Below are 24,731 nucleotides of genomic sequence, written 5' to 3' on the forward strand. Positions count from 1 at the left end.
TTTCCTAATTATACTTAAGAGTTTTTCTTAAGTGTGCGCAACTCTTTTGCAGATATCTTAACCTTTTGAGTTGTACCATCTTCTAAAGTGATACGTACTGTTCTAAGGTTTAACAAAAAACGACGTTTAGTTCTATTTTTAGCATGAGAAACATTGTTTCCGCTCATTGGGCCTTTGCCACTTATAGCGCATCTTCTTGCCATATTAGCTTCCTTGTATTAAGTTTAATTAAAGTTGCGAATTATATCAATCCTAAACAAAACTTCTCCTTAAGTAAAGCTATAACGAAAAGAGTCAGAAAATCCCTTTTATATTTGTTTTATACGTTTGTAGATAGAATAAAGAAAATTAACGCATGTAAGTGATTTATGATAAAAAAAGAGAAAATAGAGAGTTTCATAGAGAAAATTCCGCCCGCTCCAAAGACTTTAAATGAAACTTTTAAGTTATTAAAACTTGGGGAATTAATAAAAGCTGCAAAAGTTGCAGAGAGTGATATGGCACTTAAATCCTATCTTAAAAATATTGTCAACAAACCTATCTACGGATTTAAAAATGATGTCAGCGATATATCTCAAATATTTGGCATACTTGGCGTGCAACTCTCACAGCAGAGTGTCTATAACTACATGATTTCTCTTTTGAGTCCAAACAGATGGACTCTCTTTAAGTTAAACGCTCAACTCTTTTACGAGCTTCAGGCAAACTTATCAAAAAAGTGGCAAAACATACTCGAGCATCTAAATATAGATGATAAAGATAGATGCGCTGCTATAACGCTTTTGCCTGCAAGCATCATTGTAACCGAAGCTCTTTTTAATGAGAAAGTAGATGAAGTAAACCTTCTGCGAACTACAAAAGCAATTGACTATAATACTATTTTAACACGCCTTTGCGGAGTCGATATTTTTGATATTTGTGGGCAAATTGCAAAAAAATGGGAGATGAATGAAAATATCTATAAAATAGTTCAAGCTGCATCCGGAGTAAAACCATCCGGTGAGCAAGAGATAGATATGCTTGGAAAGTGGATGCATCTTCTGCTCTTTTATGAACTCTCAAATCCAAAATTTATCGAAGCCGGATTAAATGATTTTGTTGATTTTCAAATTGAGTATGTCGCTGATATATATGATGAGTTTTCATCACTTATGGAGATTGAATGAAAGCGGTTTTAAAAGGCGGAATTGCAACATTTTCACCGCAAGGCTTTTTAGACGGCAATAACGCAAGTACCTACTTAAGCGTCGAAGATGTAGAAGCCGCAATAAACTTAAAAGCTGATATGATTTTAGTCTCTCTTAAAAGAGTTATATTCTTCAACCGTAACGGTCTGGATATTTTTATAAAACTTTTCTCTAAAATTCGTAAAAAAAATAGTGCAACAATTGGGTTTTGTGACTATGACCAAAATAAGTATGCCGCTATAAGGAGATTTTACAAAGAGGATATAAACTTTTCACTCTTTAAAAGCCTTGAAATTGCATATCTGTTTTCATCAAGCTATAAAGACCAAAACAAAAGAGTAATTATATATAGCGATGATAAATCTCAACGCTCCGCAATTGCTATAGAGCTACATGACAACGGTCATACTCCCTCAATCGCAAAGTCTTTAGATGAGTACAAAGAGAAAAAAAGCAGTTTTGACTACTCTGTAGATTCGACTTTTTTAGGGCAGATGGGACAAAAAATTGCCACTAGAGTAAGCGGAAATGCAATTATCTATACTATATCATCCTTTTTAGATGTAGAGATAAATGATAATTTTAATATTGAGTACCACAATAACTCGCTTAATGTAGGTTTTAGGCTTTTTATCTTTGATGCCTATAAGGTAATTAGCATGAATGTGCATGCTCTTAACTTCTTCTCTAAACTCTCAACATCAGCCGCTGAGTATAATGCTACTATATGCTTTGTCGGGATGAAATTTGACAAAACAGCCATAACTTTTAAAGAGAATATGGAAGATGCCGGAATACTTTTTTATGACCATATGGATGATATATTGCAAAACAAAAAGCTTTTAAAAGAGCTAGGTGCAAGCAGTGCCGCTAATATAAAAAATAAAAGAGTCTTAAATAAAGAGACGGTAATAGAGCTTCCAAAATTTATAAACGCTGCGGCAACAACGATAGAGATGATGACTAACTCAAAAGCTATCAAAGAGTCTGCGAATGTCCAAAACCTCCTTATTGATAAAAAAGAGGGGAAAATTGCAAGCTCTATCGGTTACTACGGTGATCTTGACGGTATGGTTGTATTAGTTTTTCCATCTGCTATTGCAAAAAAGGCGTGTGAGCTTCTAATTGGTAAAAATACTAACGATATGGATATGATTTTAGATACACTAGCAGAACTTGTAAACATAGTCGGCGGAAAGATAAAAACCCTTCTAGCTGATGAAGGTATATCCGTAAATATAACGTTACCTAGAACCTATCAAGATGTAGAGAGCCTGCTTGAGGTTGTTGAAAACAGAAAAGGAGTTCAAGTAGAACTCTCTTTTGACAATGATAAATTTCTCTTTTTCTTAACAAGATAAAAGATACAAAATTGTACAATTTCGCTTAAATTGTAAAGGAAGATGAATGAAAGTAGCTCCAAGCGTTTTATCTGCTGACTTTGGAAACCTCCAAAGGGATGTTGAAGCCATATGTGAAGCCGGTTGTGATTTTGTACATGTAGATGTTATGGATGGGCATTTTGTTCCAAACTTAACAATTGGTCCGGTCGTAGTCTCCGCTATAGCTAAATCTGCTACAAAACCGCTTGATATTCACCTTATGGTAGAGAACAACACTTTCTTTGTTGACCTTTTTGCTCCCCTAAAACCGGAGTATATCTCTTTTCACATAGAAGAGGAGAAGCATCCGCATAGACTTATACAAAAAATTCGCTCTCTTGGCATAAAGCCGGCAATTGTTTTAAACCCTCATACTCCGCCCGAAGCACTTGAGTATCTGCTTAGGGATTTAGATATGGTTCTTCTGATGAGCGTAAACCCGGGTTTTGGCGGTCAAAGCTTTATTGATAGTGTAGTTTTAAAAGCAAAAAAACTAAGTGCCATGAGAGACAAGATAAATCCAAACTGCCTTATAGAAGTTGACGGCGGGGTAAGCGATAAAAACGTACATCTCCTAAAGGAGGCAGGCGTAGATATTGTTGTTGCAGGAAGCTATGTATTTAATCACACAAATAAAAAAGAAGCTATAGAGAGTTTAAAAATCTAATGCGCACTAAAATTTGCGGTATTACATCATATGAGGATGCTATGATAGCGATAGAAGCAGGTGCAGATGCACTGGGCTTTGTTTTTTATGAGGAGTCACCCAGATATATTTCACCATGCAAGGCTAGAGATATCATAAAAAGACTTCCTCCTTTTGTAGAAAAAGTAGCTCTTTTTGTAAATAGCGATGCTCAAGTTATAAACTCCTACTGCCAAGAGGCCGGAGCAACTTTAGCTCAAATTCATTTTGAAGCCCCAGAAGAGCTTTACGAGCAACTTTTTGTTCCATACATAAAAGTTATTCGCGCAAAAGAAGCTGGGGATGTTTTAAAATTTAGTGATGAGTATAGACTAATAGATGCCTACAGCAAAACTTACGGCGGAAGCGGCAAAAGATTAAATCTAGAGTGGTTTAAAAATATAGATTGCTCAAAGATAGTTTTAGCCGGCGGACTTGATGCAGATATTCTCTGCTCTTTAAAAGAGTATGGTTTTTACGGTGTTGATGTTAGTAGCGGAGTAGAACTCTCATATGGCAAAAAAGATGCATATAAGGTTAAGGAGTTTATTAAAAATGCTAAGCAGTGACTTCTCTTTAGATGCAAAGTGTATTAATAAACTCTCTTCAAAAGGTCTCTCTATTAAAACAATTAAAGAGCAGATAGATGAAGATTTGGAGCTTTTACTCCAACTTTGGCATTCGCAAGGCTTAGAGATTTTAAAACAGCAGGGAAACTTCTATTTTGCGACTAAATTTATCCCCCTAGAAGATGCTGAGTTTTGCATAGTTGATATTGAAACAAACGGCTCAAAAATAGAAAAACATCAGATAATAGAGATTGCTGCCGTTAAGATAAAAAATGGTGAGATTATTAATACTTTTGACTCTCTTGTTAACTGCAAAGAGATAAATCCGCATATTACACAAATAACGGGAATTAGTGCCCAAGACACAAAAGATGCACCTACTCTAAAAGAGGTTATGTTTACGTTTAAAAACTTTCTTGCAGACTCGGTATTTGTAGCACATGACGTAAAATTTGATTATAGATTTATCTCACAAAGCATGCAAAAGGTAGGATTAGCCCCTCTTTTAAACAGAAGCTTATGCTCTTTATCTTTAGCTGAGAGAACCATTGAATCTTATAGATATGCGCTCTCTTATCTAAATGAATCATTTGGCTTAAACCCGAGTGCGGTACATCATAGAGCCATGAGCGATGTTCTTACCACTTACGAGCTTTTTAAGTTGTCAATTGTAAATTTAAATGAGAATATAAAAAACGTTGAGGATATTATAAAGTTTTCAAAAGAGGGGAAAATTCTAAAAAGACCAAAGTTTGACCCCCTATTAAAAGAGAGCCAAAAATAAAACTACTCGCTATATGCTCCAACACCTACTAGTTTATTATATCTAGCTTCCATTCTCTGCTCATCAGAAATATCACGAAGTTTTGTAAGCTCTTCTAAAAAATACTCCCCTATCGCAGCCGCAGCTCCATCTCTGTCTCTGTGCGCACCGATTAACGGCTCTGCAACTATATCATCTATCAAGCCTAGCTCTTTTAAATCTTGACTTGTAATTTTCATAGCATTTGTAGCTGCTTCAGCTTTTGCAGGATCATTCCATAAAATTGCAGAACAACCTTCTGGGGATATAACACTAAAAACCGAGTATCTCATCATAGCAAACTTATCTGCCACGCCTATTGCAAGTGCCCCGCCGCTTCCACCTTCTCCAATTACTATCGAGATTGTAGGAGTTTTAAGCTCTGAGAGCTCAAGTAGATTTCTGGCAATCGCTTCACTCTGATTTCTCTCCTCTGCTCCTATTCCCGGATACGCACCCGGAGTATCGATAAGCATTAGTACGGGTATATTGAACTTTTCAGCTAATTTTGCCGCGCGAAGAGCTTTTCTGTAACCTTCAGGGTGAGGCATACCAAAATTTCTTTTTATCTTGTTTTTTGTTCCGCGCCCTTTTTGCTCACCGATAACCATAACTCTTTCATTTCCTATATAGCCGATGTAGCAGAGAATTGCTGCATCATCACGAAAGTGTCTATCCCCATGAATTTCATACTTATCTCTCATAAGCAGATTTATGTAATCAAGCGCATAAGGTCTATCTGCATGACGAGCTAACTGAAGTTTTTGAAAAGGGGAGAGGTTATTAAAGATCTTTGAGACCTCTTTTTCTAAATCTTTTTGAAGAGATTCGACTGCAAGCTCATCATGACGAACTTGCGCAGATATAATATCTTCTTGAATAAATTTTATTTTATACTCAAAGTCTAAATATGTTGCCAATTTAAATCCTTATACTTAGATTTTTTTGAATATTAATACGCCGTTTGTTCCACCAAAACCAAAAGAGTTACTCATTACTGTATTTAACTCTGCTTTTCTGGCAACATTAGGAACAATATCAAGATCACAATTTTCATCAGGTGTTTCGTAATTAATAGTAGGTGGAATTATTCCATCACGCATAGCCATTAGGCAAGTAACGGCTTCAATCCCACCGGCTGCACCAAGACAATGCCCAATCTGCCCTTTTATAGAACTCATTGGAGGGCAGTTCTCCTTTCCACCCAATAAATCTTTAACGGCAGCAGTCTCATTCTTGTCATTTATCGGAGTACTTGTTCCATGTGCATTAACATAATCAAGTTTAGGTCTGCCAGCCATGTTGTATGCGGCTTTCATTGCACGCGCAGGGCCGTCAAGACTTGGTGTAGTGATATGGTTTGCATCTCCACTCTCGCCAAAACCGATAATCTCGCCATAGATATTTGCCCCACGAGCCACTGCATCTTCATACACCTCTAAAACAAGAGCTGCCGCACCTTCTCCCATGACAAACCCGTCACGATCTGCGTCAAATGGGCGAGAAGCACCTTTTGGGTCATCATTTCTTGTAGAGAGTGCCTTCATTGAGGCAAATCCGCCGACACCCGCACCTGTAATTGCACACTCTGCCGAGACTACTAGCATCTTATCTGCACCACCGCACATAATAGTTTTTACGGCTTCGCTTATTGCGTGAGTTCCCGCAGCACATGCAGTTACGCTTGAGAGATTTGGACCTTTTGTCCCATGCTCTATAGAGACAAAGCCGCCAAGCATATTAACAAGAGCTCCGGGAATAAAAAACGGGCTTATTCTTCTTGGACCTTTAGTCTCAATAATAATAGAGTTTTTTTCAATAGATGGAAGTCCACCAATTCCAGAACCTGCGCTTATACCAAATCTTTCCATATCCGTATCTTCGCCAAAGTTAGCTTCAGCCATCGCCTCTTGTGCAGCTTTTAATCCAAGATGAATAAATCTATCAGCTTTTTTAACCTCTTTTGCTTCCATTACAGTCGAGGGGTCAAAATCTTTAACTTCAGCTGCTATTTTCACGCTGTAATTTTCTGGGTCAAAAAGAGTAATTGTATCTATTCCGCACTTGCCTTCGCACATAGCTTTGAAAGAACTATCTTTATCATTTCCAACTGCATTTATCATGCCTAAACCAGTAACTACAACTCTTCTCATTAAAAATCTCCGTAAAAAATATAAAATACTTTTTAAAAATCATAAAAATCTGATTTTTAAAAAAAACTCGACTACCGAGGAGTCCTCAGTAGATTTTAGACGATTATTTATTCTCTATATAGCTAACTACGTCTTTGACTGTTTGAATTTTTTCTGCTTCATCATCAGGAATTTCGATATCAAATTTCTCTTCTAGTGCCATTACTAATTCAACTACATCAAGGCTATCTGCACCTAAATCTTCAACAAACTTTGCGTCTTCTTTAACTTCATCAGCATTTACGCCTAATTGTTCAACTACTACTTCTCTAATATCATCTAAAAGTGCCATTCTAGCTCCTATGTTTTATGTGTAAAATCTCGTAATTGTAGCATATTTAACTTAAATAAACTAGCTATTTAAAAATAAAAAGGGGTTCAATTTGAACTAAAGAGTCCCTTATATCAGCCTTTATTTAACATTTCTTTTCTCTGTTTTTGAGCTCTACTTCTCTTAAATATGCCTCTGCAATAGTTTGGTTTAAAAGGATTGAGCTTTTTTTAGCAATTGCTACTTTAAAATTATGCTCATAGCTTGAGAAAAGCTCTGCAAAAGGGAGTTTTTTATGATTTAGAACTATCTCTTTGAGCAATCTATAAAGTTTCTCATCTTTTGCCTGCAACAAAAACTTATTTTTTGCATGAAAAGCCTCTAGAGAGTGCATACTATTTTTCTCTTTTAGCTTCTCTATAGAGTTATAAGCAAAAAGATGAACAATAAAATTTTCTCTACGATTCTCATCTTCAAGTCCACTCTCATCTTCCATTGGTAAAAGTGGGAATTTTTCTCTACATAGTGCTGCAAAGATGCCGTCTGCGCTTGAGTCTATTAAACTGCTATTTTGATAAACTTTTGCACTCCCTAATCCGCAACTTGGCGAGCGAGCTTTAAATATGATACCGCTAAGATTTGCATCTATAATTTTTTGAAGTTCCTCGTTAGCTTTATCCAGCAACTCTTTACTTAGATTTATGCCACCTTCATTTGTAATGACAAGAATCTTCTCATTTTTTTCTACAAGTTTTACAGATGGTCTTGTAGTGCCAAAGGCTATAGCTTCCGGACAAAATGGAACAAATGAAGCGTAACGTCCAAGCTCATGGGTTACAAATCTGTTATGTTTGTCTCCGCCGTCATAGCGGACATTATGACCGAGAAGACACGCAGATACTGCTATCTTCATACTGTTTCCTTGTTTTTTTGGCTTACGCCATATTCATCCCGCCGTTAACCTTGAGCGTCTCGCCTGTTATATAGCTTGAGTGATCTGAGAGCAAAAATGCCGTCGCTTGGGCCACTTCGGTAGGATTTCCAAAACGTCCCATCGGGATTTTTGATGTAAAACTGCTTTTTACCTCATCGCTTAAAACATCTGTCATCTCAGTTGCTATAAAGCCCGGAGTCACGGTGTTGTAGCGGATACCGCTTGTAGCTGATTCTATTGCAAAACTTTTTGTCATGGCAATAACACCGCCCTTACTTGCCGAGTAGTTTGTCTGACCGCCGTTTCCTGTCTCGCCCACAATTGAAGCTATATTTACCACTGAACCGAATTTTTTCTTTCTCATTACTTTCATAGCTTCACGACATCCTATAAAACATGATAAAAGGTTTGCGTTAATTACAGAGATAAAATCTTCACTCTTCATACGAATAGCTAGTTTATCGTTAGTTATTCCAGCATTATTTACAAGATAACTTAGCTCTCCGTCACAATCAATAATAGTCTTAATCGCATCTACAAATGCATCTTCACTACTTACGTCAAAACCGATAACAGCCGCACTCCCACCTGAAGCTTCGATAGCATCTTTGATTGCATCTGCCTCTGCGGCACCGCTTCTGTAGTTTATCCAGACTTTAAGTCCATACCCTGCCAAAGTTTTTGCAATCTCTGCGCCTATTCCTCTACTTGACCCCGTAACTAAAACATTTTTCCCGCTAAATTTCATTACTATTCTCCTTGATTTTTAAATTAAGCTATGATCCATCTCAAAAGGGATATCTAGACCCATAAGTTCTAAAACTGTAGGCGCTATATTATTCAAAGCACCGCTTTTAACATTTGTAACACCATCTGCTTCAATAAAACATAATACTTTTCCAACTGTATGATTTGTTAAGATATTCCCTTCATCATCTCTCATCTCTTCACAATTTCCATGATCAGACGTAATAACAACTCCGTAATCCTTCTCTTTTGCTTTTTGTAAAATTCTGCCAAGCTCGGTATCGACCGTATTAACTGCTATCTTTGCAGCTTCAAAATCTCCGGTGTGTCCTACCATGTCGCCGTTTGCAAAATTAACTACTACAAAATCATACTCATCATCCATAGCTTTTAAGACAACATCACCGACCTCAGGAGCACTCATCTGCGGCTTCATATCATATGTTTTTACATTTGGCGAAGGGATTAAAACTCTCGTCTCATTCTCATAAGGCTCCTCAATTCCGCCGTTAAAAAAGAATGTCACATGCGCATACTTTTCAGTCTCAGCAGTATGAAGCTGTCTAAGACCTGCTTTTGAAATTACTTCTGAGAGCGTATTTTTGGGAACCTCTTTTTTAAACAAAACAGGATAAGGGAAACTCTTATCATACTCTGTAATCGTTGCAAGGTTTACACCAACATGCTCTCTTTGAAATCCGCTAAAATTTTTATCTGCGATAGCTGTTACAATCTCTCTCATTCTATCGCTTCTAAAGTTTATAGTAAGGACGCTATCGCCCTCTCTCATGCCATCATATCCGTTAAATGCCACAGGCTCTAAAAACTCATCTGTCTCATTTTTTGCATATGAAGCGTCAATATACTCTAAAGGCTCCATAGTAGTTTTTGGTTCTGCAGTTACTATCGCATCGTAACCTTTTTTGACTCTATCCCAGCGGTTATCTCTATCCATTGTATAAAAACGCCCTGAAATTGTAGCTATTTTTATATTTTTGCCTACATGCTTGTTTACCTGTTCTAAGTACTTTTTTGCAGAAGTAGGAGATACATCCCTACCATCGGTTATAAGATGCAAGAAAACCTCTTTTCCTTCATCAGAGGCGATATCCGCTATGCCCATAAAATGGTCTATATGTGAATGAACACCCCCATCACTCATGAGACCTATAAGATGCACTCTGTTTGATTTTTCCAAAAGATTTTTAAATTCGCTGTTTTGTTTAAATCTATTTTCGCTTAAAGCTAGAGATATTTTTACCAAATCTTGGTATAAAACTCTTCCGCTACCTATACTCATGTGTCCTACTTCAGAGTTACCCATCTGTCCCTCAGGCAATCCGACACTCAAACCAAAAGTGTCAATTAACGAATACGGTGTATTGCTAAATAGTTTATCATATGTAGGTTTTAGAGCATTGTAAAATGCATTATACTGGGTTTTAAAAGAGTAACCAATACCGTCGGTTATGACTAAGATAGCCTTTTTTGCCAATTCTGACTCCTTTACTAAGTGTTCTTCTAACAAAAATTTTATGCAATTATACTATAATGTCATTTTTTATTTATAAGGACTACTTACTTTGCTATATTGGCTTTCAGAAATTTTTCATATAAACCTACTTGGATACATAACAATTCGCGCTGGAATAGCTTTCTTTTTAGCTCTTTTTTTTACGCTATTTTTACTTCCGCGTTTTATAAGATGGGCACAGAGGACATCTAGCGTTCAACCAATTAATAACTGGGCACCCCAGCGCCATCAAGGCAAAGCAAAAACGCCTACAATGGGCGGTATTGTATTTATTTTTGCAACAATAGTTGCATCTTTAATAACAATAAAGTTTTCAAACATCTATGCTGTTGGCGGTGTTATGACTCTTGTCATGTTTGCACTTATCGGCTTTAAAGATGACTACGCAAAGATTAAAAAAAATGAGAACTTAGCAGGGTTAAAAGCTAGAACAAAGCTTTTTCTTCAAATACTCTCTGCACTTTTTATATCAGTTTTTCTATATGTTTTTTCAGATTTTAGCACTAACCTTTATCTACCATTTATTAAAAATCCTGTCTGGGATATGGGCGGCTTTGCGCTTCTCTTCTGGGTTGTAGTTATCATAGCCACTTCAAATGCCGTAAATCTTACAGACGGACTAGACGGGCTTGCAACAGTGCCTTCTATCATTGCTCTTACCTCTTTTAGCATCATAATCTACATAACCGGAAATGCAGTAATGAGCTCTTACTTGCTTATGCCAAATATAAATATAGGAGAGGTGGCAATAGTATCAAGTGCTCTTATCGGGGCACTAACAGGGTTTTTGTGGTATAACTGCCACCCTGCAGAGGTCTTTATGGGAGATAGTGGCTCGCTGACAATCGGAGCGTTTCTAGGTTATCTTGCTATTATCTCAAAAAGTGAAATTTTACTTCTTTTAATCGGTTCTATTTTTGTAATAGAGACGCTCTCAGTCATTCTTCAAGTAGGTAGCTATAAGCTTAGAAAAAAAAGAGTCTTTTTAATGGCACCGATTCATCACCATTTTGAGATGAAACAGTGGGCAGAGAATAAGATAATTGTTAGGTTTTGGATTATCGCTATACTCTCAAATATTATTGCCCTTATCTCACTAAAGATTCGCTAATGTTACGAGTATCTCTCTTTGGATATGGCAAAACCACAAAAGCACTCACTAAACTCTACCCAAACGCAATTTTTTATGATGACAAATGTACAAAACCATTTATAGATGAGAACGGCTTTAAGGTCAAACCCTCATCTGATTTTAACCCAAAATACTCCGACTTGGAGATTACGTCCCCGGGAATTCCTCCCTCAAATCCGCTTATACAAAGAGCAAAAAACCTCATAAGCGAGTATGATGTTTTTGCAAAGAGTGCACCTCTGTCTGTATGGATTAGCGGAACAAACGGCAAGACCACTACAACTCAGATGATGCAGCATCTGCTTCAAGAGAGAGGCTCAGAGGCGGGTGGAAATATCGGAACACCGCTAGGCGAGTTGGATTTAAATGCATCGCTATGGATACTTGAGACTAGCTCTTTTACTACCCACTATACAAACAAAGCCGCACCGAACATCTATGTTCTGCTTCCTATAACACCGGACCATCTCAGCTGGCACGGCGATATAAACGAGTACATACAAGCAAAGCTAAAGCCAGTTACCATGATGCGTGAGGGAGAAATTGCAATAGTTCCCCAAGCTTACAAGAATATCAAAACATCGGCTTGTGTTATTAGTTACAAAGATGAAAAAGATTTAGCACTACACTTTGGTATAGAGATAGATAAAATAGACTTCAAAGGTGCTTTTTTGGCTGATGCCATTTTGGCTATGAGTGTTAATAAAATACTTTTTGATAAAATAGAGTATGAAAAAATTAACTCCTTTGTAGTTGACCCACACAGGCAAGAGGAGCTAAGAGATAGCAAAAACCGTCTATGGGTTAACGATACTAAGGCTACTAATCTTGATGCCACTATTGCTGCCATGAAGAGATATAAAGAGTATCATGTCCATCTTATTTTAGGCGGTGACGATAAGGGTGTCGATTTGAGTGAACTGCTTGTCTATCTGCAGGGTTGTAGTGTAAGGATTTATAATATCGGCTCAAATAAAGAGAAGCTCTCCTCTTTGGCAAAAAAGTACAACATAGCTTTTGAATTATGTAAAAATTTAGTAGATGCCGTTAAAAAAATAGATAAAAATCTAAAAACAGATGAAGTTGCCCTACTCTCTCCGGCAGCCGCTAGTCTTGATGAGTTCAACTCATATGCACATAGAGGCGACCTGTTTAAAAATAGCATAAAAGAGCTCTGATGATAAAAGTAGCAATACTTGCATCTCATAATGGCAGTAGTTTCAACGCTCTGTATGAAGCAACAAGAAATAGAGAGATAGATGTAGAGATAGTTTTACTTATCTCAAATAACCCAGATTCAAATGCCCTTAAAAGTGCCTCTAATTACAAGATTGACAATTTTGTCGTCAACTCAAAAACAGACGAAGATCCTGATGAAAAGATAGAACAACTCTTAAGGAGATATAGATGCGAATATATATTTTTATCAGGATATATGAAAAAACTCTCTAGCAAATTAACAACAAATTTTAAAATTATCAATACTCATCCGGCACTTCTGCCAAAATATGGCGGGGAGGGAATGTATGGACGATTTGTCCATGAAGCTGTCATTAAAAACAGAGAAAAAGAGAGCGGTGTCACTATCCATGCGGTAAATGAAAACTATGACGAGGGAGAAATCCTTCTACAAAAAAGACTCACTCTAAGAGAAGATGAGAGCGTTTTCTCACTAGAACAAAGGATTAAAAAACTCGAACAAACCGCTATCGTCGAACTCTTCAAAAAGATTCAAGAAAGCACTTTGTAAGTTTCCTTTCAGTCCCTAAAAGATATAATTGCGCTCTTTAAAAGATGGCCAATTAGCTCAGTCGGTAGAGCAAGTGACTGAAAATCACTGTGTCCTTGGTTCGATTCCGAGATTGGCCACCACCTCTTTTAAACAACTTCACGGCCAATTAGCTCAGTCGGTAGAGCAAGTGACTGAAAATCACTGTGTCCTTGGTTCGATTCCGAGATTGGCCACCACCTCTTTTAAAAAAATCAATATCTTTCTTCAATAATTGAGGATTTAACAACAAATTCCATTTTTTAATTTCTTTTTTTTGAAAATCTTCCGCCTGCTGGTTTTAGTGCCATTATATATCCTTCTCTTATACTCTGACAAGTTCCATTAAAGGCTCAAATACAAAAAGAGCGGCTCTTCTGCCAGAAGGTTCTTCTATAACTTTTAATAAGTTATTTTCTAAAAGAACTCTAGTAAATCTAGCTGCTGTTTGAGTAGGAATACCACTATTTTGTGTAAATTTATTATTTCTAAATACAGGATTTGTAAATATATAATCAAATGCTTGAACACTAAATTTGGATGCTAATATTTTGCTAAATTTATTTTTCTTACTGTCGTACAGTTTACTTATATTTTCTGCAATTGTTAAATTCCTAATTGCTTGTTCTTCAATTGCTTTTAAAAAAATATGACCCATGGTGTCCAGTCATTATTTGCGGAGACATTTTTCATTATATCTATATATTCATTTTTATGTTCCTCGAAATAGCTACTAATATAAAAATGCGGTGCAGATATGACACCTTCATTCCATAACATTAATGTTATCAACATTCTACCAATACGCTCATTACCGTCTTTAATATAGCTAAATAATTTCTCAGTACCTTCTTGTAGCTTTATTGGACTTATTGGTATAAAAAGGATATTTCTTTTTGTTCTATCAACTAGGTAATTTTGTTCTGTTTTGTATTGACCTGGTGTTTTTGCAGCTCCTCTTCCAAAAGAGAATAATTTTTCATGAGCAGATTTTATTATATACTCTGACAAGAGGTACCCCTCTGTTATTGCTCGTTGTGATGCCAATAATGCTCTTTAATAAAGAATCGTTTCAATTACTTCAGCTCTTGTTTGTGAGGTGGAGTCATCACTCTCACTATAATCTGCTTCATACTTTAAAATTTCATCCATTGTACTGACTGTTCCCTCCATACGTGAAGAAATGACTGCTTCTTGGTTACGTAAAGGGGCTAAAAGGATTTCGCTGTTATGCATTTTTTTAATATTTGATTAAACCTAGCAATAGCATCAGTTGCTAAAACTAATTGATTCATCAATTGTTTGTAATCTAAATTTGATGGAGGAAATTTATCATAATGATAATCTACAGCATTATCAAAATTTAATTCACTCAGAGGCATAGACATAATTAATATGTTGTCAATAATTATAAAATAATTAATATCTATATAGTTTCAATATCAACTAACTCAATGCGTTGACAATCTTTTTTCAACAATTTTTTGTTTCTTGCATCTTCTTCGGCAAGAGAAAGCAAATCAGCGTAATCATCTTTAGAGACTTCAAAAGAATGTACCTTTCTTATTGTCTCAAGCTTTATAGTCGCTTCTGTATTTGAAGAGAATTCAACATTTCTTGTGCCTTTTGCAAACGCTGATTTTATGGCTTTTAAAACATTTTCATTTTTAAGTAGCTCTTGGAGTGATATTTCTGTGTTTAAATCTGTATCACATAAAATTTTATACGTAACCATAATAGTGCCATCCATATTTATAATTCCCTTATCGAAAGTTTAAAGTTACAGCTCATATCTACTCTCTTGTCTGTTTAACTTAAGACATTATAGTTAAAAATATAAGACTATGTAAAATATACTACCCAAAATTGTTATTAAAACTTCAATACAACCTTAGTTAAACCACTCTCTTGAGACTCTATCTCTATATCAATCTTATATCTTTGACAAACTCTTTTTACAATATCTAAGCCTACTCCAAAACCGCCCTCATGTTCATTAGCTCTATAAAATCTCTCAAAAATCCTGCTTTGCTGCTCTTTTGCTATGCCCTTGCCGCTGTTTGTGATGCTAAACTTATCTGCCGTGAGCTTTAGCTTTATCTCTCCGCCATGTTTGTTGTATTTTATGGCATTAGATATTAAGTTGCCAAAGAGTCTCTGAGCACTTATCTCATCCATACTAAAACTGCTCTCTTGGAGCTCTTTATGGATAGAGATAGATTTTTTTAGCGCCAAATCTTCATAAAGTGAGAGTTCGTTTTCTACGGTTTTTTTTATATCTAACTGCTTTATTTCTTGATGTTGATTCTCAAGCAGTAGATATGTCAAATCGGAGTAGATTTTTTGAACTCTTTTTGCGCTAATGTCCACTCTTTTTAAAATCTTCTCATCGATGCTCTCTTTTTTTAACCTCTCTATACTCATAAGTATCGCAGTGATTGGGGTGTTTAGCTCATGCGTTGAGTCTTTTATGAATTTGTCTAGTTTTACTCTCTCGTTTTGAATGGGCTTTAAAAACATTTTAGACAAGAAGTAGCCGACAACTGCTATAAGGGCAACAGAAAAAAGTGCAACAAATAGTATCTCTTGGAGCAGTTTTAAAATCTCTTTGTCTGTTTTTTTGCTCTTTAGTATCAGATACTTCACGCCATGATGGAGTTGCGGGCTAAGATCTATAAAATACTCAAAATTCCTATCTGTATAAAAGCCCTGCTCTAGTGCAATATCTTCAACCTCTTCGCCATATATAAGTACTCTATTTTCATCATAAAGCGTGATTTCATATCCATGAGCGCTCTCTACATGTAGCGGCTCTGAGCGCATATAAGAGGAGATGATTTTAGAGGAGAGAGTTAGTGCAAAATTTTGCATCTTCTCCTTTTTCATAGAGATAATCTTTGAGGATTCATAGCTGTAAAAACTAACGGCAATAAATAGGATGAGAAAGATTGAAGAGCTAAGATATAGCCCTAAAAAGCCCCAGAATGACTTTTTTTCACTAGATGTTAACTCTATAGCCGACTCCTTTTACGGTAGTTATAAAATCCCTGCCTAGATGCGCTCTGATATTTTTTATATATGTTCTTAGCGTTGCATCACTTGGCACTTCGCCATCAAGCCAGATATTTGCAACAAGCTCGTCATGAGAGATAATTCTATCTTTTTGCGATAAAAAATATCTAATAATTTCAAAATCCTTTTTAGAGAGTTTTATCTTTTGTCCATCTTTGACAAGCTCATATGTGCTCATGTCAAGATAGTTTTGTGAGTCGATTTTCATATGCGCGGCATCTAGATTATAAACTTTTATAAGATGCTCTATCCTTGCGTCTAACTCTAAGAGCTCAAATGGCTTTTTTAGATAATCATCACACCCAAAATCAAAACCTTTTTTTAGGTCATGCGCAGAATCAAGTGAGGTGATAAAGATGGCAGGGGTAGTAATATGCTGCTCTTTTAAGAGTTTTAGTAGCTCAAAACCACTTAAAAGCGGCACGTTTACATCAAGAAGCATCAAATCATAGCGTTCTTTGAGTATCATCTCATAAGCCTCCTCACCGTCATAAACAGCCGATACAACAAACCCTTTTTCGCTTAAATGCTCACAAAGAATTTCTGATAATATAACATCATCTTCAAGTAGTAAAATATTCATATGAGTATTTTACACTCTTTTTCTTAGAGAGTATAAAACAGGGATAATTAGCAGTGTTAAAATCGCAGAAGTTACTATGCCGCCTATCATAGGTGCTGCGATTCTCTGCATAACCTCGCTTCCGACTCCATCTATGTACATGATAGGAACTAGTCCGCCAAGAATTGCAAAAACGGTCATCAGTTTTGGTCTTAATCGTCCAGCCGAACCTCTCATGATAGCCTCTTTGTGTGATATATCTTTCTCCTGCAGGGCTTCATCAAGATATATAACCATCACTATAGCCGTCTCTGCCGCAACACCAAGGAGTGCTAAAAAGCCGACAATTACGGCAACAGAGAGATTAAATCCTAAAAAGTCAACATAGAGTAGTCCACCCAAAACGGCAAAGGGAAGAGTTGAGAAGACGATAAGTGAATTTTTTACATCTCCTAGCGCAAAATATATAAGTATAAAAATAGCAAAAACCACCATAGGAACTATAAAACTAAGCCTCTCTTTTGCAGACTCTAAGTACTCGCTTTGCCCTGCAAACTCATAGTAGTAACCCTTTGGGAGTTCGATATTTTCTAAAAGAGCTCTTGCTTCTTTTTTATACTCATCCACACTCACCTCGCTCTTTGGCGTGATGTAAACAAAGGAGACTTTCATCCCTTTTTCGCTCTTTATAACGCTTGGACCCTCGGTGTATTTTATATCTGCAAACATCTCTAGAGGTAAAAATCCTGATTTTGTTTTAACCTTTAGCGCTTTTATCTTCTTTATATCATCTCTTTGATCTGAAGCAACTCTCATTGAGATAGGGTGACGTTTGAGTCCATCTATAAAGGTGCTCACACCCAACCCGCCTACTCCAAAGGAGATGGTATCTAGTATCTCCTGCTTTGAGAGGCCATATCTTGAGAGAGCATCTTGCTTTATCTCAACATCTAAAAAGTAGCCGCTGTTTGATTTATCGGCAGAGACACTAAGTGTGAGCGGGCTTCTCTTTAGCCTCTGCTCCATTTGCGAGGATATCTCCTCTAATTTTTTATTGTCATCTCCGTAAAGTTTTATCCCCAAAGGCGTGCGAATCCCAGTTAAGAGCATATCTATTCTGCCGCGTATCGGGTATGTCCATGAGTTGATAAGCCCTTTTACTTCAAGCGCTTTGTTCATCTCATACATCAACTTCTCATAACTCATCCCCTCTCTCCAGAGAGATTCATCCTTAAATGTAATGATACTCTCTATCATGGCTAAAGGAGCGGGGTCTGTTGCTGTATTTGCGCGACCTGCCTTGCCAAACACAGTATCAACTTCGGGAAAACTTTTTATAATCTTGTTTGTCTCTTGAGTCAACTCTTTGGCAAGCTCAACACTAAGTCCGTATGGAGTAACAGGCATATACATAAAGTCCTGCTCATTTAAAAGCGGCATAAACTCCCATTTTTGAGAGTTATAAAGAGGGTATATATATGCCATGGCAGCCAAAGCTAAAACAATAACAAGATACTTTAACTTTAAAAATAGTTTTAGCACAGGAGTATATAAAAATGTAAAAAAGCGGTTTATAGCACTATCTTGCTCTTTTTTTATCTCTCCCTTTAGTAGCAGTATCATCAAAACAGGCACCAAAGTAATGGATAAAATAGCACCCACTAGCATCGCAAATGTTTTTGTATAAGCAAGTGGGGAGAAGAGCCTTGCTTCTTGTCCTTCTAGCGCAAAAACAGGTAAAAAGGAGACAACGATAAGGATAAGAGCAAAGAAGATAGGACGCCCAACCTGTTGTGAGGAGCCAATTATTATCTCAACTCTGCTTTTTGAACCGTCACTTCTGCTTAGATGTTTATGGGCATTTTCTATCATGATGATGGAAGCATCCACCATAGCGCCTATTGCGATGGCAATTCCTCCTAAACTCATAATATTTGAGCCTATGTTAAAAAAGCTCATAAGCCAAAAACTAAGTAAAACAGTTAGCGGTAGAACAATGACTACAACCAAAGCACTCCTAAAATGAAAGAGAAACAGAGCAATAATGATAATGACGATAATCGACTCTTCGATTAGCGTATTTTTAAGTGTGTTTATAGCTCTATCGATTAGTTTGCTTCTGTCATAAGCAGTAACAATCTCTACATCTGCGCTCTTTAGGGACTCTATCTTGGCTTTTATCTTTTTAATCACCTCATAGGTGTTCTCTTTGTAACGCACTAAGACTATACCGCCGACTACTTCGCCCTCTCCATTAAACTCGGCAACTCCGCGTCTTGGCTGTGGCACCAAAGAGAGTTCTCCTATATCGCTAAGCTTGAGAGGAACTACACCGTTTAACTTGAGTGTTATATTTTCTATATCTGCAATACTTGTGGCGTATCCGCGGGCTTGAACGATGTTTTCATAGCCGTTTTGTGAAATTACACCGCCGCCCATATCTTGATTGTTATTTTTTAGAGCTTTTGTTATTTCATTGATTCCGATGTTATACTTAACCATCTTATCTTGATCTACAAGCAGTTGGTAGTTCTTTACAAACCCACCTACAGCCGCAACTTCGCTGACACCATCAACTCCTAGTAGTCCATACTTTAAGTAAAAATCCTGATAATCCCTAAGCTCGGCAAGATTAAGTTTGTCTGATTTTAGTATATATTGATACGCCCAACCTACACCCGTTGCATCGGGACCCATGCTCACTTTTGCATTTGATGGCAGAGTCGGCAAGATGGAGGAGAGCTGCTCTAGTATCCTGCTTCTTGCATCATATATATCGGTATCGTCTTTAAAGATGATATATATAAGTCCGTTTTCAAAACTACTCATCGCCCTGATAGTCTTGATGTTTGGCAACGACATCAAAGAGCTGATAAGCGGATAAGAGACCTGTTCTTCTATGATTTTAGGTGACTGTCCGGAGTAAGAGACTTGAAGAATCACCTGCGGAGGCGAGAGGTCTGGCAGAGCATCGAGTGAGATATTTTTAAGACTATAAAGGCTTAAACCCGTCAATAATGCACAGAGTATAAGAACTAAAAATATATTTTTAGCACTATAACCTATAATCTTCTCAATCATCTCATCACCACTCTTCACTCATATATGAGCCGTTTGTTATAGCATCGCTATCAAGCAAAAAGAGCGCATTTTGAGCTACTTCGCTACTCTCGTCTAAACCGTGAAGTATCCGGTAGTACCCGCCGATATATTTAGCTCCCACCTCTCTTGGCTCATACTCACTTTGAGAGATTTTTACAAAGACATAAAACTTATCTGCTCTTTTTATCACGGCATCCTTTGGAAGTGTGAGCGCTTTGCTTACTTTTTTGCTAAAACTCACCTTTGCAAACATATCCGGAAATATCTTAGAGTTAAAATTTTTAACACTCATCCTAACATCAAAGGTTAGATTCTCTTTGTTCATTTTTGGATAAATTTTATCTACTTTTGCAGCGATAGGCTCGCTTAAACCCTCCACATCTATAAGTGCGTTCATGCCCTTATATACAAACTCTATATCCTTTTGATACACCTTGGCAACAACCCACATCAAGGAGTCATCTACGATACGCAAGAGTGTTGTGCCGGCTTTTGCATAAGAGCCTTCATAAATATTTTTTTGGATGATTTTTCCGCTATATTTGCTATAAAAAGGGATAGCCGCATCTTTTGAAGCGATTGCTTTTTCTTCAACTTCATAGAGCTTTAACTTCTGCAAAATTGTTGCATTTAGCGTTTGGAGATTTTTTGTACTCTCAAGCTCTTTTTTTAAGGTATATATCTCTTTGGAGTAGATATCAAAGAGTCTCTGCCCCTTTTTAACGCTCTTATAGAGCTCATTTGCCTCAAGATTCTCAATATTTCCATCAAATCGCAATACAACCTCATAGATTTTTTGCTCATCATAAGCGGTTGTTGCATAGTAGCTTTTAGTTATTTTTTGCATCTGCATTTTAGGCTTAATAATCTCAACATTAAAAGCCTGCTCAAATGTTTTTGAGTGCGCTAAAGTAGATATCAAAAGAATTAAAAGTAGCGTTTTCATCATATACTCTCTTTCGTGATATAAAAAAGCTCCAAGAGAGCAGTTTTTATCTCTAGTTTATATTTTAGTCTCTCTATCTCTAAATCAAGCAGTAGATTCTCATTTTCTATATTTTTTTCAAGCGTAATGCTGTTTTTGATATTTGCATTTTCATACTCTCGCAGCTCCCTATACCTCTTTATAATAGCATCAAGATTTTGGACTCTTTTACTTAAGTGCTCTACTCTTTCAAGATTGTTATCAAAAACCATAATGCTATTTTGCAGATAGTTTTGCGTGTTTTGAAGGCTCTCTTGTTTTAGGTAGCGTGTTTTTCTAACTTTTGCATCTTCCGTGCCGTAAATCGGGAGTGCAAAAGATGTTGATACAGAGAGGTAGTCATCAAACTTTTCACGATAGTTGTAGCTAGCAGAGAGGGTTATGTTTGAGTATTTGCTTCTCTGCTCAAGCTTTGCAATAATCTCTAACTGCCTGCTTTTTAACTCTAAAATCTTATATTTTGGGGATTTTTTTATCTCTTCTTTGGCAAACTCTTCACTAATTTGCACTTTTTTTACATCAGTAAAATCCTGATTTGCCAGATATTTAAACTCATTTTTAGCCTTTTGCACACTCTCTTGAAGCTCTAAAATTCTATCTTCTACTAAAAAAATATCCTTTTGCAGTAAGACGCTTTTTTTAAACCCATCTTGAGTGTCAATGCTACTCTCATAGTAGTTTTGCAATATCTCGAGATTTGCCTTTTTTTGCTCCAAAGAGTCTAAAAGAGTTGAAAATGTAGCCACCTTCTCCACAGCTAAAGCCATCTTTTTATATAAATCGAGCTTCAAATCTTCTAACTCATACTCCAAAATAAGAGTATCAGCTCTAAGTATTGCCTCTTTAATTTCAAGCTTGCCAAAGGTTTCAAACTCCTGCGAGATTCCTACAAATAGTGTCTGCATAGATTCAACATCTCTTTTTAAAAAGTTCTCATTTAAAAGTAAATCATTAGCTCCTATTGAGATAACGGGGTTTTTATATACCGCTTCGCCTCTTATAGCCTCATGTGAGGCTAAAATCTTCTCTTGCTTTGCACGCAAAAGAGGCGACTTAAGCACTGCCTTTTGGAAAACTTCGCTAAACTCGGCACCAAAACATAGTAGCGGAGCTAAAAAAAGAGTTAAAATCCTCATGCAAATCCCCTTAATGATGATGCGCCGAAGAAGCCTGTCCTAGATTAGCACTGCCTCTGTATTTATAATCTTTACCCTGCTCATCTTTGATAAATACTTGATACTGCCAAGTTCCATCCATAGCAAAGTTTACATCACATTCAAAATAATTTTGCACTTTTTTACAAATATCTTTAGACTCCATGTAAGGCATTCCGGGCATCTCAGGCATAAAAAACTTAATACGAACATCATTAGCCGCAACACTTGCTCCATCATGAGAGCCTTTTTTTATCTCTACTTTGATTTTGTTTTGTCCTTGGCTAAGCACCTTATCACTTGAGAGCATCACATGTAAGTCACCACTCATTCCCATATCCATAAATCCGCCTGCAAAAGAGAGGCTTGCACATAACAGCATTGAAGCTATAAACTTTTTCATAACTCTTACTCCTTTTTTTTGAAGTATATACTCTTTGGCGTGTAGTAATCGTGTAGTTTATTTTCTTTACTGTCTGTATATAAAAGTTTGGTATAATTACACTCATGGGGCTGACCTGGTTTCGACGGGATCAAGTAGCTTCTAACTGCATGTCGGACTGAGCATTTCCGTTACGCGGCTCAACTTGCTTAAACGCAAACAATACAAATTACCGCCCAGCTTACGCAGTAGCATAAGTTTCAACCCCTCGCAAGAGGTGGGCTGCTTCACTTAGTGACTCTAGATAGCTAGGATTTGAAGTATAACCCTTATGTAGATATATTTTACGTCTGTCTCGAGCGTAAAGCGAACCTAAGAGGCTCGTCTTGTGTAGCTTTGCAAGTTGTGTGAAGCAAGATTAAACTTTAACGACTTTACTAAACATGTAGACGTTAGGAGTAGCGTGGTTTCGGACTGGAGTTCGATCCTCCACAGCTCCACCAATCACAACAAATAAATCAATCTTTTCCGATATTAAATATCCCTTTTATAAAGTAGTACAAAACAAATAAAAAGGCAAGTGGCAGAAGCATTGTCTGAAATATAAATACGGTTATAAGGTCAACAATATATTCACTAGAACTATCAGCTGCATTTTGATACTCCGCTATTTTTTTATCATAATAATCTGAGCCGAATTTTTCAACTACTTTATCAAAAAAAGAGCTCTCTTGCTTTTGTCCAATGGTCTCGTTTGTTACTCTACTTACCTCTTCTTTTGTCTTAATGATATTTTGGTTTAGTATCTCTATGTTATATTGAGGCTTGACGAAGTTATCATAAGCTAGTTCATTTACAAATCCCATAAACGGTATAGCAAATCTCAAAAAAATCAAAACTATTGTTACCTTAAAGAACAGAGACCTTGCCTTCTCATCCTTTTTGAATCTAAAAAAAAGCCAGATATTTAAAATAATTAGAGAAGTAGCCAAGATTATATTATAGAGTTTGCTTGTCACAATTGCCATCAATATTTTTTGAATACCCAAAGAAGTCATGCTAGCGAGCATTACAACAGAAAACTGCTCAATAAGATCGTTAATGGGATCTAATATTTCACCAATAGTTACCGTTAAAAAAGGGAGATTAACCTCTGTTCCCTGAGCGAGCGATATAACCGCATTTAAAGCTTTTGCGCTACCAAATACTACTATTGCCTGAGCCAAAGACTCATCTATTAGCTCTTTTGCTTTTATATCTATGGCAAAAGTAAAGGCTAGTATCATAATTACAATGCTAAAGATTACGATAACTATCTTATTCCACTCTTTGCAAATCATACTCTCACTTTAAAATAATATTTTTCTTAATTGTAGCACATAAAAAATGATTCTATATCCTTCATCGTTGTATTGCATAAACACATATGTGTTATCATTCTTAGTATGAATAGTAAAAAATATTTATCATCCATTGGTATTGAGAATAAAATAGAAACTCTTAGTGACATAGAGTTGTTAATTAAAAGTCATATTAGTACATTTGCGTTTAGTAGTATCTCTGTACTACTTAAAAAAGAGCTCTCATTAGATTTATCTGATATTTTACAAAGATTCATTGATAAGAAGGCAGGCGGTTACTGTTTTGAGCACAACAAAATCATGTATGAAACACTTAAATCACATGGGTTTGAAGTTAAATCTATTTTTGGTAGAGTCCTAAACAACAGAAAAGATATTACTCCCCCTAAGACACATCGCTTTAATCTTTTAAAGTATAGAGGTGAAGAGTACATTATTGATGTTGGGTTTGGATATATGTCCCCATCAAAACCTATAAAATTTGGCAATACTCCCACAAAAGCAACTTTAGATAAATCATACATTATAAAAAATATAAATAATTCATCATATGAACTTCAGATAATAACTGAAAATGCTCCCTATATCCTTTATTCATTTGATCTTCAAAACTATAATGAAATTGATTTTGAAGTAGGGCATTTTTATTCCCATAAGCATCCGGAGGCAGTTTTTGTGAATAATTTAGTGTTGTCACTCATTAAAGAAAATGAGATACTTTCATTGAGAAACAATAGTTTTCAAAAACTATCTAAAGATAAAAAAGAGGAACTGATTATTGATAGTGTTGATAAATTTAAATATATATTAGAATCAGACTTTAATTACTCTTTGAATGAAGATGATGCAGATTTTTTATACAAAAATTTTGTGGAAAAATTGACTCGTGATTAGAGAATCGTAGTTTAAA

General features: G+C 36.3%; 27 protein-coding genes, 2 tRNA genes and 1 other RNA gene. 12 read left to right on the forward strand and 18 right to left on the reverse strand.

All coding sequences use genetic code 11. From position 1 onward, the window contains the following. Positions 1–14: 14 nt before the first annotated feature. Positions 15–203 (reverse strand): 50S ribosomal protein L28, encoded by a 189-nt coding sequence (rpmB, locus tag M0Q20_RS02535; RefSeq protein WP_295058555.1) that lies wholly within the window; start codon positions 201–203, stop codon positions 15–17. A 165-nt stretch (positions 204–368) separates the two neighbouring features. Between rpmB and M0Q20_RS02540 the strand changes: the two genes are divergently transcribed. From M0Q20_RS02540 to M0Q20_RS02560, 5 genes are read left to right on the forward strand one after another with little or no spacing between them, the layout of a single operon-like run. Then, positions 369–1,166 (forward strand): HDOD domain-containing protein, encoded by a 798-nt coding sequence (locus M0Q20_RS02540; protein ID WP_295058557.1) that lies wholly within the window; start codon positions 369–371, stop codon positions 1,164–1,166. Continuing rightward, the gene (locus tag M0Q20_RS02545; protein ID WP_295058559.1) at positions 1,163–2,548 is read left to right on the forward strand and encodes a chemotaxis protein CheX; all 1,386 of its coding nucleotides are present in this window, start codon (positions 1,163–1,165) and stop codon (positions 2,546–2,548) included. Before M0Q20_RS02540 ends, M0Q20_RS02545 begins: the two co-directional genes overlap by 4 nt. Positions 2,549–2,594: 46 nt before the next feature. Next, positions 2,595–3,236, forward strand: coding sequence for a ribulose-phosphate 3-epimerase (rpe, locus tag M0Q20_RS02550; protein ID WP_295058561.1), 642 nt, complete (start codon positions 2,595–2,597; stop codon positions 3,234–3,236). Further along, the gene (locus M0Q20_RS02555; RefSeq protein WP_295058563.1) at positions 3,236–3,823 is read left to right on the forward strand and encodes a phosphoribosylanthranilate isomerase; all 588 of its coding nucleotides are present in this window, start codon (positions 3,236–3,238) and stop codon (positions 3,821–3,823) included. The genes rpe and M0Q20_RS02555 overlap by 1 nt, the downstream gene beginning before the upstream one ends. Further along, the gene (locus M0Q20_RS02560) at positions 3,810–4,607 is read left to right on the forward strand and encodes a 3'-5' exonuclease (protein WP_295058565.1); all 798 of its coding nucleotides are present in this window, start codon (positions 3,810–3,812) and stop codon (positions 4,605–4,607) included. The genes M0Q20_RS02555 and M0Q20_RS02560 overlap by 14 nt, the downstream gene beginning before the upstream one ends. Before the next feature lie 2 nt (positions 4,608–4,609). Here M0Q20_RS02560 and accA read toward each other — a convergent pair whose 3' ends face one another. From accA to gpmI, 6 genes are all read right to left on the reverse strand, one after another. Then, entirely contained in the window at positions 4,610–5,545 is a 936-nt protein-coding gene (gene accA, locus M0Q20_RS02565) for an acetyl-CoA carboxylase carboxyl transferase subunit alpha (protein WP_295058567.1), read from the reverse strand. A gap of 15 nt (positions 5,546–5,560) precedes the next feature. Next, entirely contained in the window at positions 5,561–6,778 is a 1,218-nt protein-coding gene (locus M0Q20_RS02570; RefSeq protein WP_295058568.1) for a beta-ketoacyl-ACP synthase II, read from the reverse strand. Positions 6,779–6,881: 103 nt separating this feature from the next. Further along, a complete protein-coding gene (gene acpP / locus M0Q20_RS02575; RefSeq protein WP_295058570.1) occupies positions 6,882–7,109 on the reverse strand; it encodes an acyl carrier protein in 228 nt (75 codons plus the stop codon). A 124-nt stretch (positions 7,110–7,233) separates the two neighbouring features. Next, entirely contained in the window at positions 7,234–8,001 is a 768-nt protein-coding gene (locus M0Q20_RS02580) for a DUF523 and DUF1722 domain-containing protein (RefSeq protein WP_295058572.1), read from the reverse strand. A 22-nt stretch (positions 8,002–8,023) separates the two neighbouring features. After that, complete coding sequence (fabG, locus tag M0Q20_RS02585) at positions 8,024–8,770, reverse strand: 3-oxoacyl-ACP reductase FabG (protein WP_295058574.1); 747 nt, start codon at positions 8,768–8,770, stop codon at positions 8,024–8,026. Between the two features lie 18 nt (positions 8,771–8,788). After that, a complete protein-coding gene (gene gpmI / locus M0Q20_RS02590; RefSeq protein ID WP_295058576.1) occupies positions 8,789–10,264 on the reverse strand; it encodes a 2,3-bisphosphoglycerate-independent phosphoglycerate mutase in 1,476 nt (491 codons plus the stop codon). 88 nt (positions 10,265–10,352) lie between these two features. Here gpmI and mraY point away from each other — a divergent pair, with 88 nt between their 5' ends. From mraY to M0Q20_RS02615, 5 genes are all read left to right on the forward strand, one after another. Next, positions 10,353–11,414, forward strand: coding sequence for a phospho-N-acetylmuramoyl-pentapeptide-transferase (mraY, locus tag M0Q20_RS02595; RefSeq protein ID WP_295058577.1), 1,062 nt, complete (start codon positions 10,353–10,355; stop codon positions 11,412–11,414). Next, on the forward strand, positions 11,414–12,613 hold the full coding sequence (gene murD, locus M0Q20_RS02600; RefSeq protein ID WP_295058578.1) for a UDP-N-acetylmuramoyl-L-alanine--D-glutamate ligase: 1,200 nt from the start codon (positions 11,414–11,416) through the stop codon (positions 12,611–12,613). The genes mraY and murD overlap by 1 nt, the downstream gene beginning before the upstream one ends. Further along, complete coding sequence (locus tag M0Q20_RS02605; protein ID WP_295058580.1) at positions 12,613–13,185, forward strand: phosphoribosylglycinamide formyltransferase; 573 nt, start codon at positions 12,613–12,615, stop codon at positions 13,183–13,185. Before murD ends, M0Q20_RS02605 begins: the two co-directional genes overlap by 1 nt. 46 nt (positions 13,186–13,231) lie before the next feature. Further along, positions 13,232–13,307 (forward strand) — tRNA-Phe (locus M0Q20_RS02610). Positions 13,308–13,327: 20 nt separating this feature from the next. Continuing rightward, positions 13,328–13,403 (forward strand) — tRNA-Phe (locus M0Q20_RS02615). Positions 13,404–13,528: 125 nt separating this feature from the next. Here the strand turns inward: M0Q20_RS02615 and M0Q20_RS02620 are convergent. The 10 genes from M0Q20_RS02620 to M0Q20_RS02665 form a co-directional block, all read right to left on the reverse strand. Further along, on the reverse strand, positions 13,529–13,861 hold the full coding sequence (locus M0Q20_RS02620; RefSeq protein ID WP_295058582.1) for a hypothetical protein: 333 nt from the start codon (positions 13,859–13,861) through the stop codon (positions 13,529–13,531). Beyond that, the gene (locus M0Q20_RS02625) at positions 13,843–14,214 is read right to left on the reverse strand and encodes a hypothetical protein (protein ID WP_295058584.1); all 372 of its coding nucleotides are present in this window, start codon (positions 14,212–14,214) and stop codon (positions 13,843–13,845) included. The genes M0Q20_RS02620 and M0Q20_RS02625 overlap by 19 nt, the downstream gene beginning before the upstream one ends. A gap of 45 nt (positions 14,215–14,259) precedes the next feature. Continuing rightward, complete coding sequence (locus M0Q20_RS02630; RefSeq protein WP_295058586.1) at positions 14,260–14,439, reverse strand: Fic/DOC family N-terminal domain-containing protein; 180 nt, start codon at positions 14,437–14,439, stop codon at positions 14,260–14,262. A gap of 190 nt (positions 14,440–14,629) precedes the next feature. Next, entirely contained in the window at positions 14,630–14,953 is a 324-nt protein-coding gene (locus M0Q20_RS02635) for a hypothetical protein (RefSeq protein ID WP_295058588.1), read from the reverse strand. A 122-nt stretch (positions 14,954–15,075) separates the two neighbouring features. Beyond that, the gene (locus M0Q20_RS02640; RefSeq protein ID WP_295058590.1) at positions 15,076–16,074 is read right to left on the reverse strand and encodes a HAMP domain-containing sensor histidine kinase; all 999 of its coding nucleotides are present in this window, start codon (positions 16,072–16,074) and stop codon (positions 15,076–15,078) included. Between the two features lie 127 nt (positions 16,075–16,201). Beyond that, on the reverse strand, positions 16,202–16,858 hold the full coding sequence (locus tag M0Q20_RS02645; protein ID WP_295058592.1) for a response regulator transcription factor: 657 nt from the start codon (positions 16,856–16,858) through the stop codon (positions 16,202–16,204). Positions 16,859–16,867: 9 nt separating this feature from the next. After that, positions 16,868–19,918 carry a CusA/CzcA family heavy metal efflux RND transporter gene (locus M0Q20_RS02650; RefSeq protein ID WP_295058626.1) on the reverse strand — a complete coding sequence of 1,017 codons (3,051 nt, stop codon included), beginning with the start codon at positions 19,916–19,918 and terminating at the stop codon, positions 16,868–16,870. A 4-nt stretch (positions 19,919–19,922) separates the two neighbouring features. Further along, a complete protein-coding gene (locus M0Q20_RS02655) occupies positions 19,923–20,888 on the reverse strand; it encodes an efflux RND transporter periplasmic adaptor subunit (protein WP_295058594.1) in 966 nt (321 codons plus the stop codon). Beyond that, entirely contained in the window at positions 20,885–22,060 is a 1,176-nt protein-coding gene (locus M0Q20_RS02660; RefSeq protein WP_295058596.1) for a TolC family protein, read from the reverse strand. Before M0Q20_RS02660 ends, M0Q20_RS02655 begins: the two co-directional genes overlap by 4 nt. 10 nt (positions 22,061–22,070) lie before the next feature. Further along, positions 22,071–22,481 (reverse strand): FixH family protein, encoded by a 411-nt coding sequence (locus M0Q20_RS02665; protein WP_295058597.1) that lies wholly within the window; start codon positions 22,479–22,481, stop codon positions 22,071–22,073. A 106-nt stretch (positions 22,482–22,587) separates the two neighbouring features. On the opposite strand from M0Q20_RS02665, the gene ssrA reads away from it, so the two are divergent. After that, positions 22,588–22,963: a transfer-messenger RNA gene (gene ssrA, locus M0Q20_RS02670) on the forward strand. Positions 22,964–22,978: 15 nt separating this feature from the next. Here ssrA and M0Q20_RS02675 read toward each other — a convergent pair. After that, positions 22,979–23,800: a hypothetical protein gene (locus M0Q20_RS02675; protein ID WP_295058598.1), complete on the reverse strand. Its 822-nt coding sequence runs from the start codon at positions 23,798–23,800 to the stop codon at positions 22,979–22,981. Between the two features lie 105 nt (positions 23,801–23,905). Between M0Q20_RS02675 and M0Q20_RS02680 the strand changes: the two genes are divergently transcribed. Continuing rightward, the gene (locus M0Q20_RS02680) at positions 23,906–24,715 is read left to right on the forward strand and encodes an arylamine N-acetyltransferase (RefSeq protein WP_295058599.1); all 810 of its coding nucleotides are present in this window, start codon (positions 23,906–23,908) and stop codon (positions 24,713–24,715) included. Positions 24,716–24,731 lie beyond the last annotated feature (16 nt).

The sequence above is a fragment of the Sulfurimonas sp. genome (assembly GCF_023229025.1).
GTDB lineage: Bacteria > Campylobacterota > Campylobacteria > Campylobacterales > Sulfurimonadaceae > Sulfurimonas.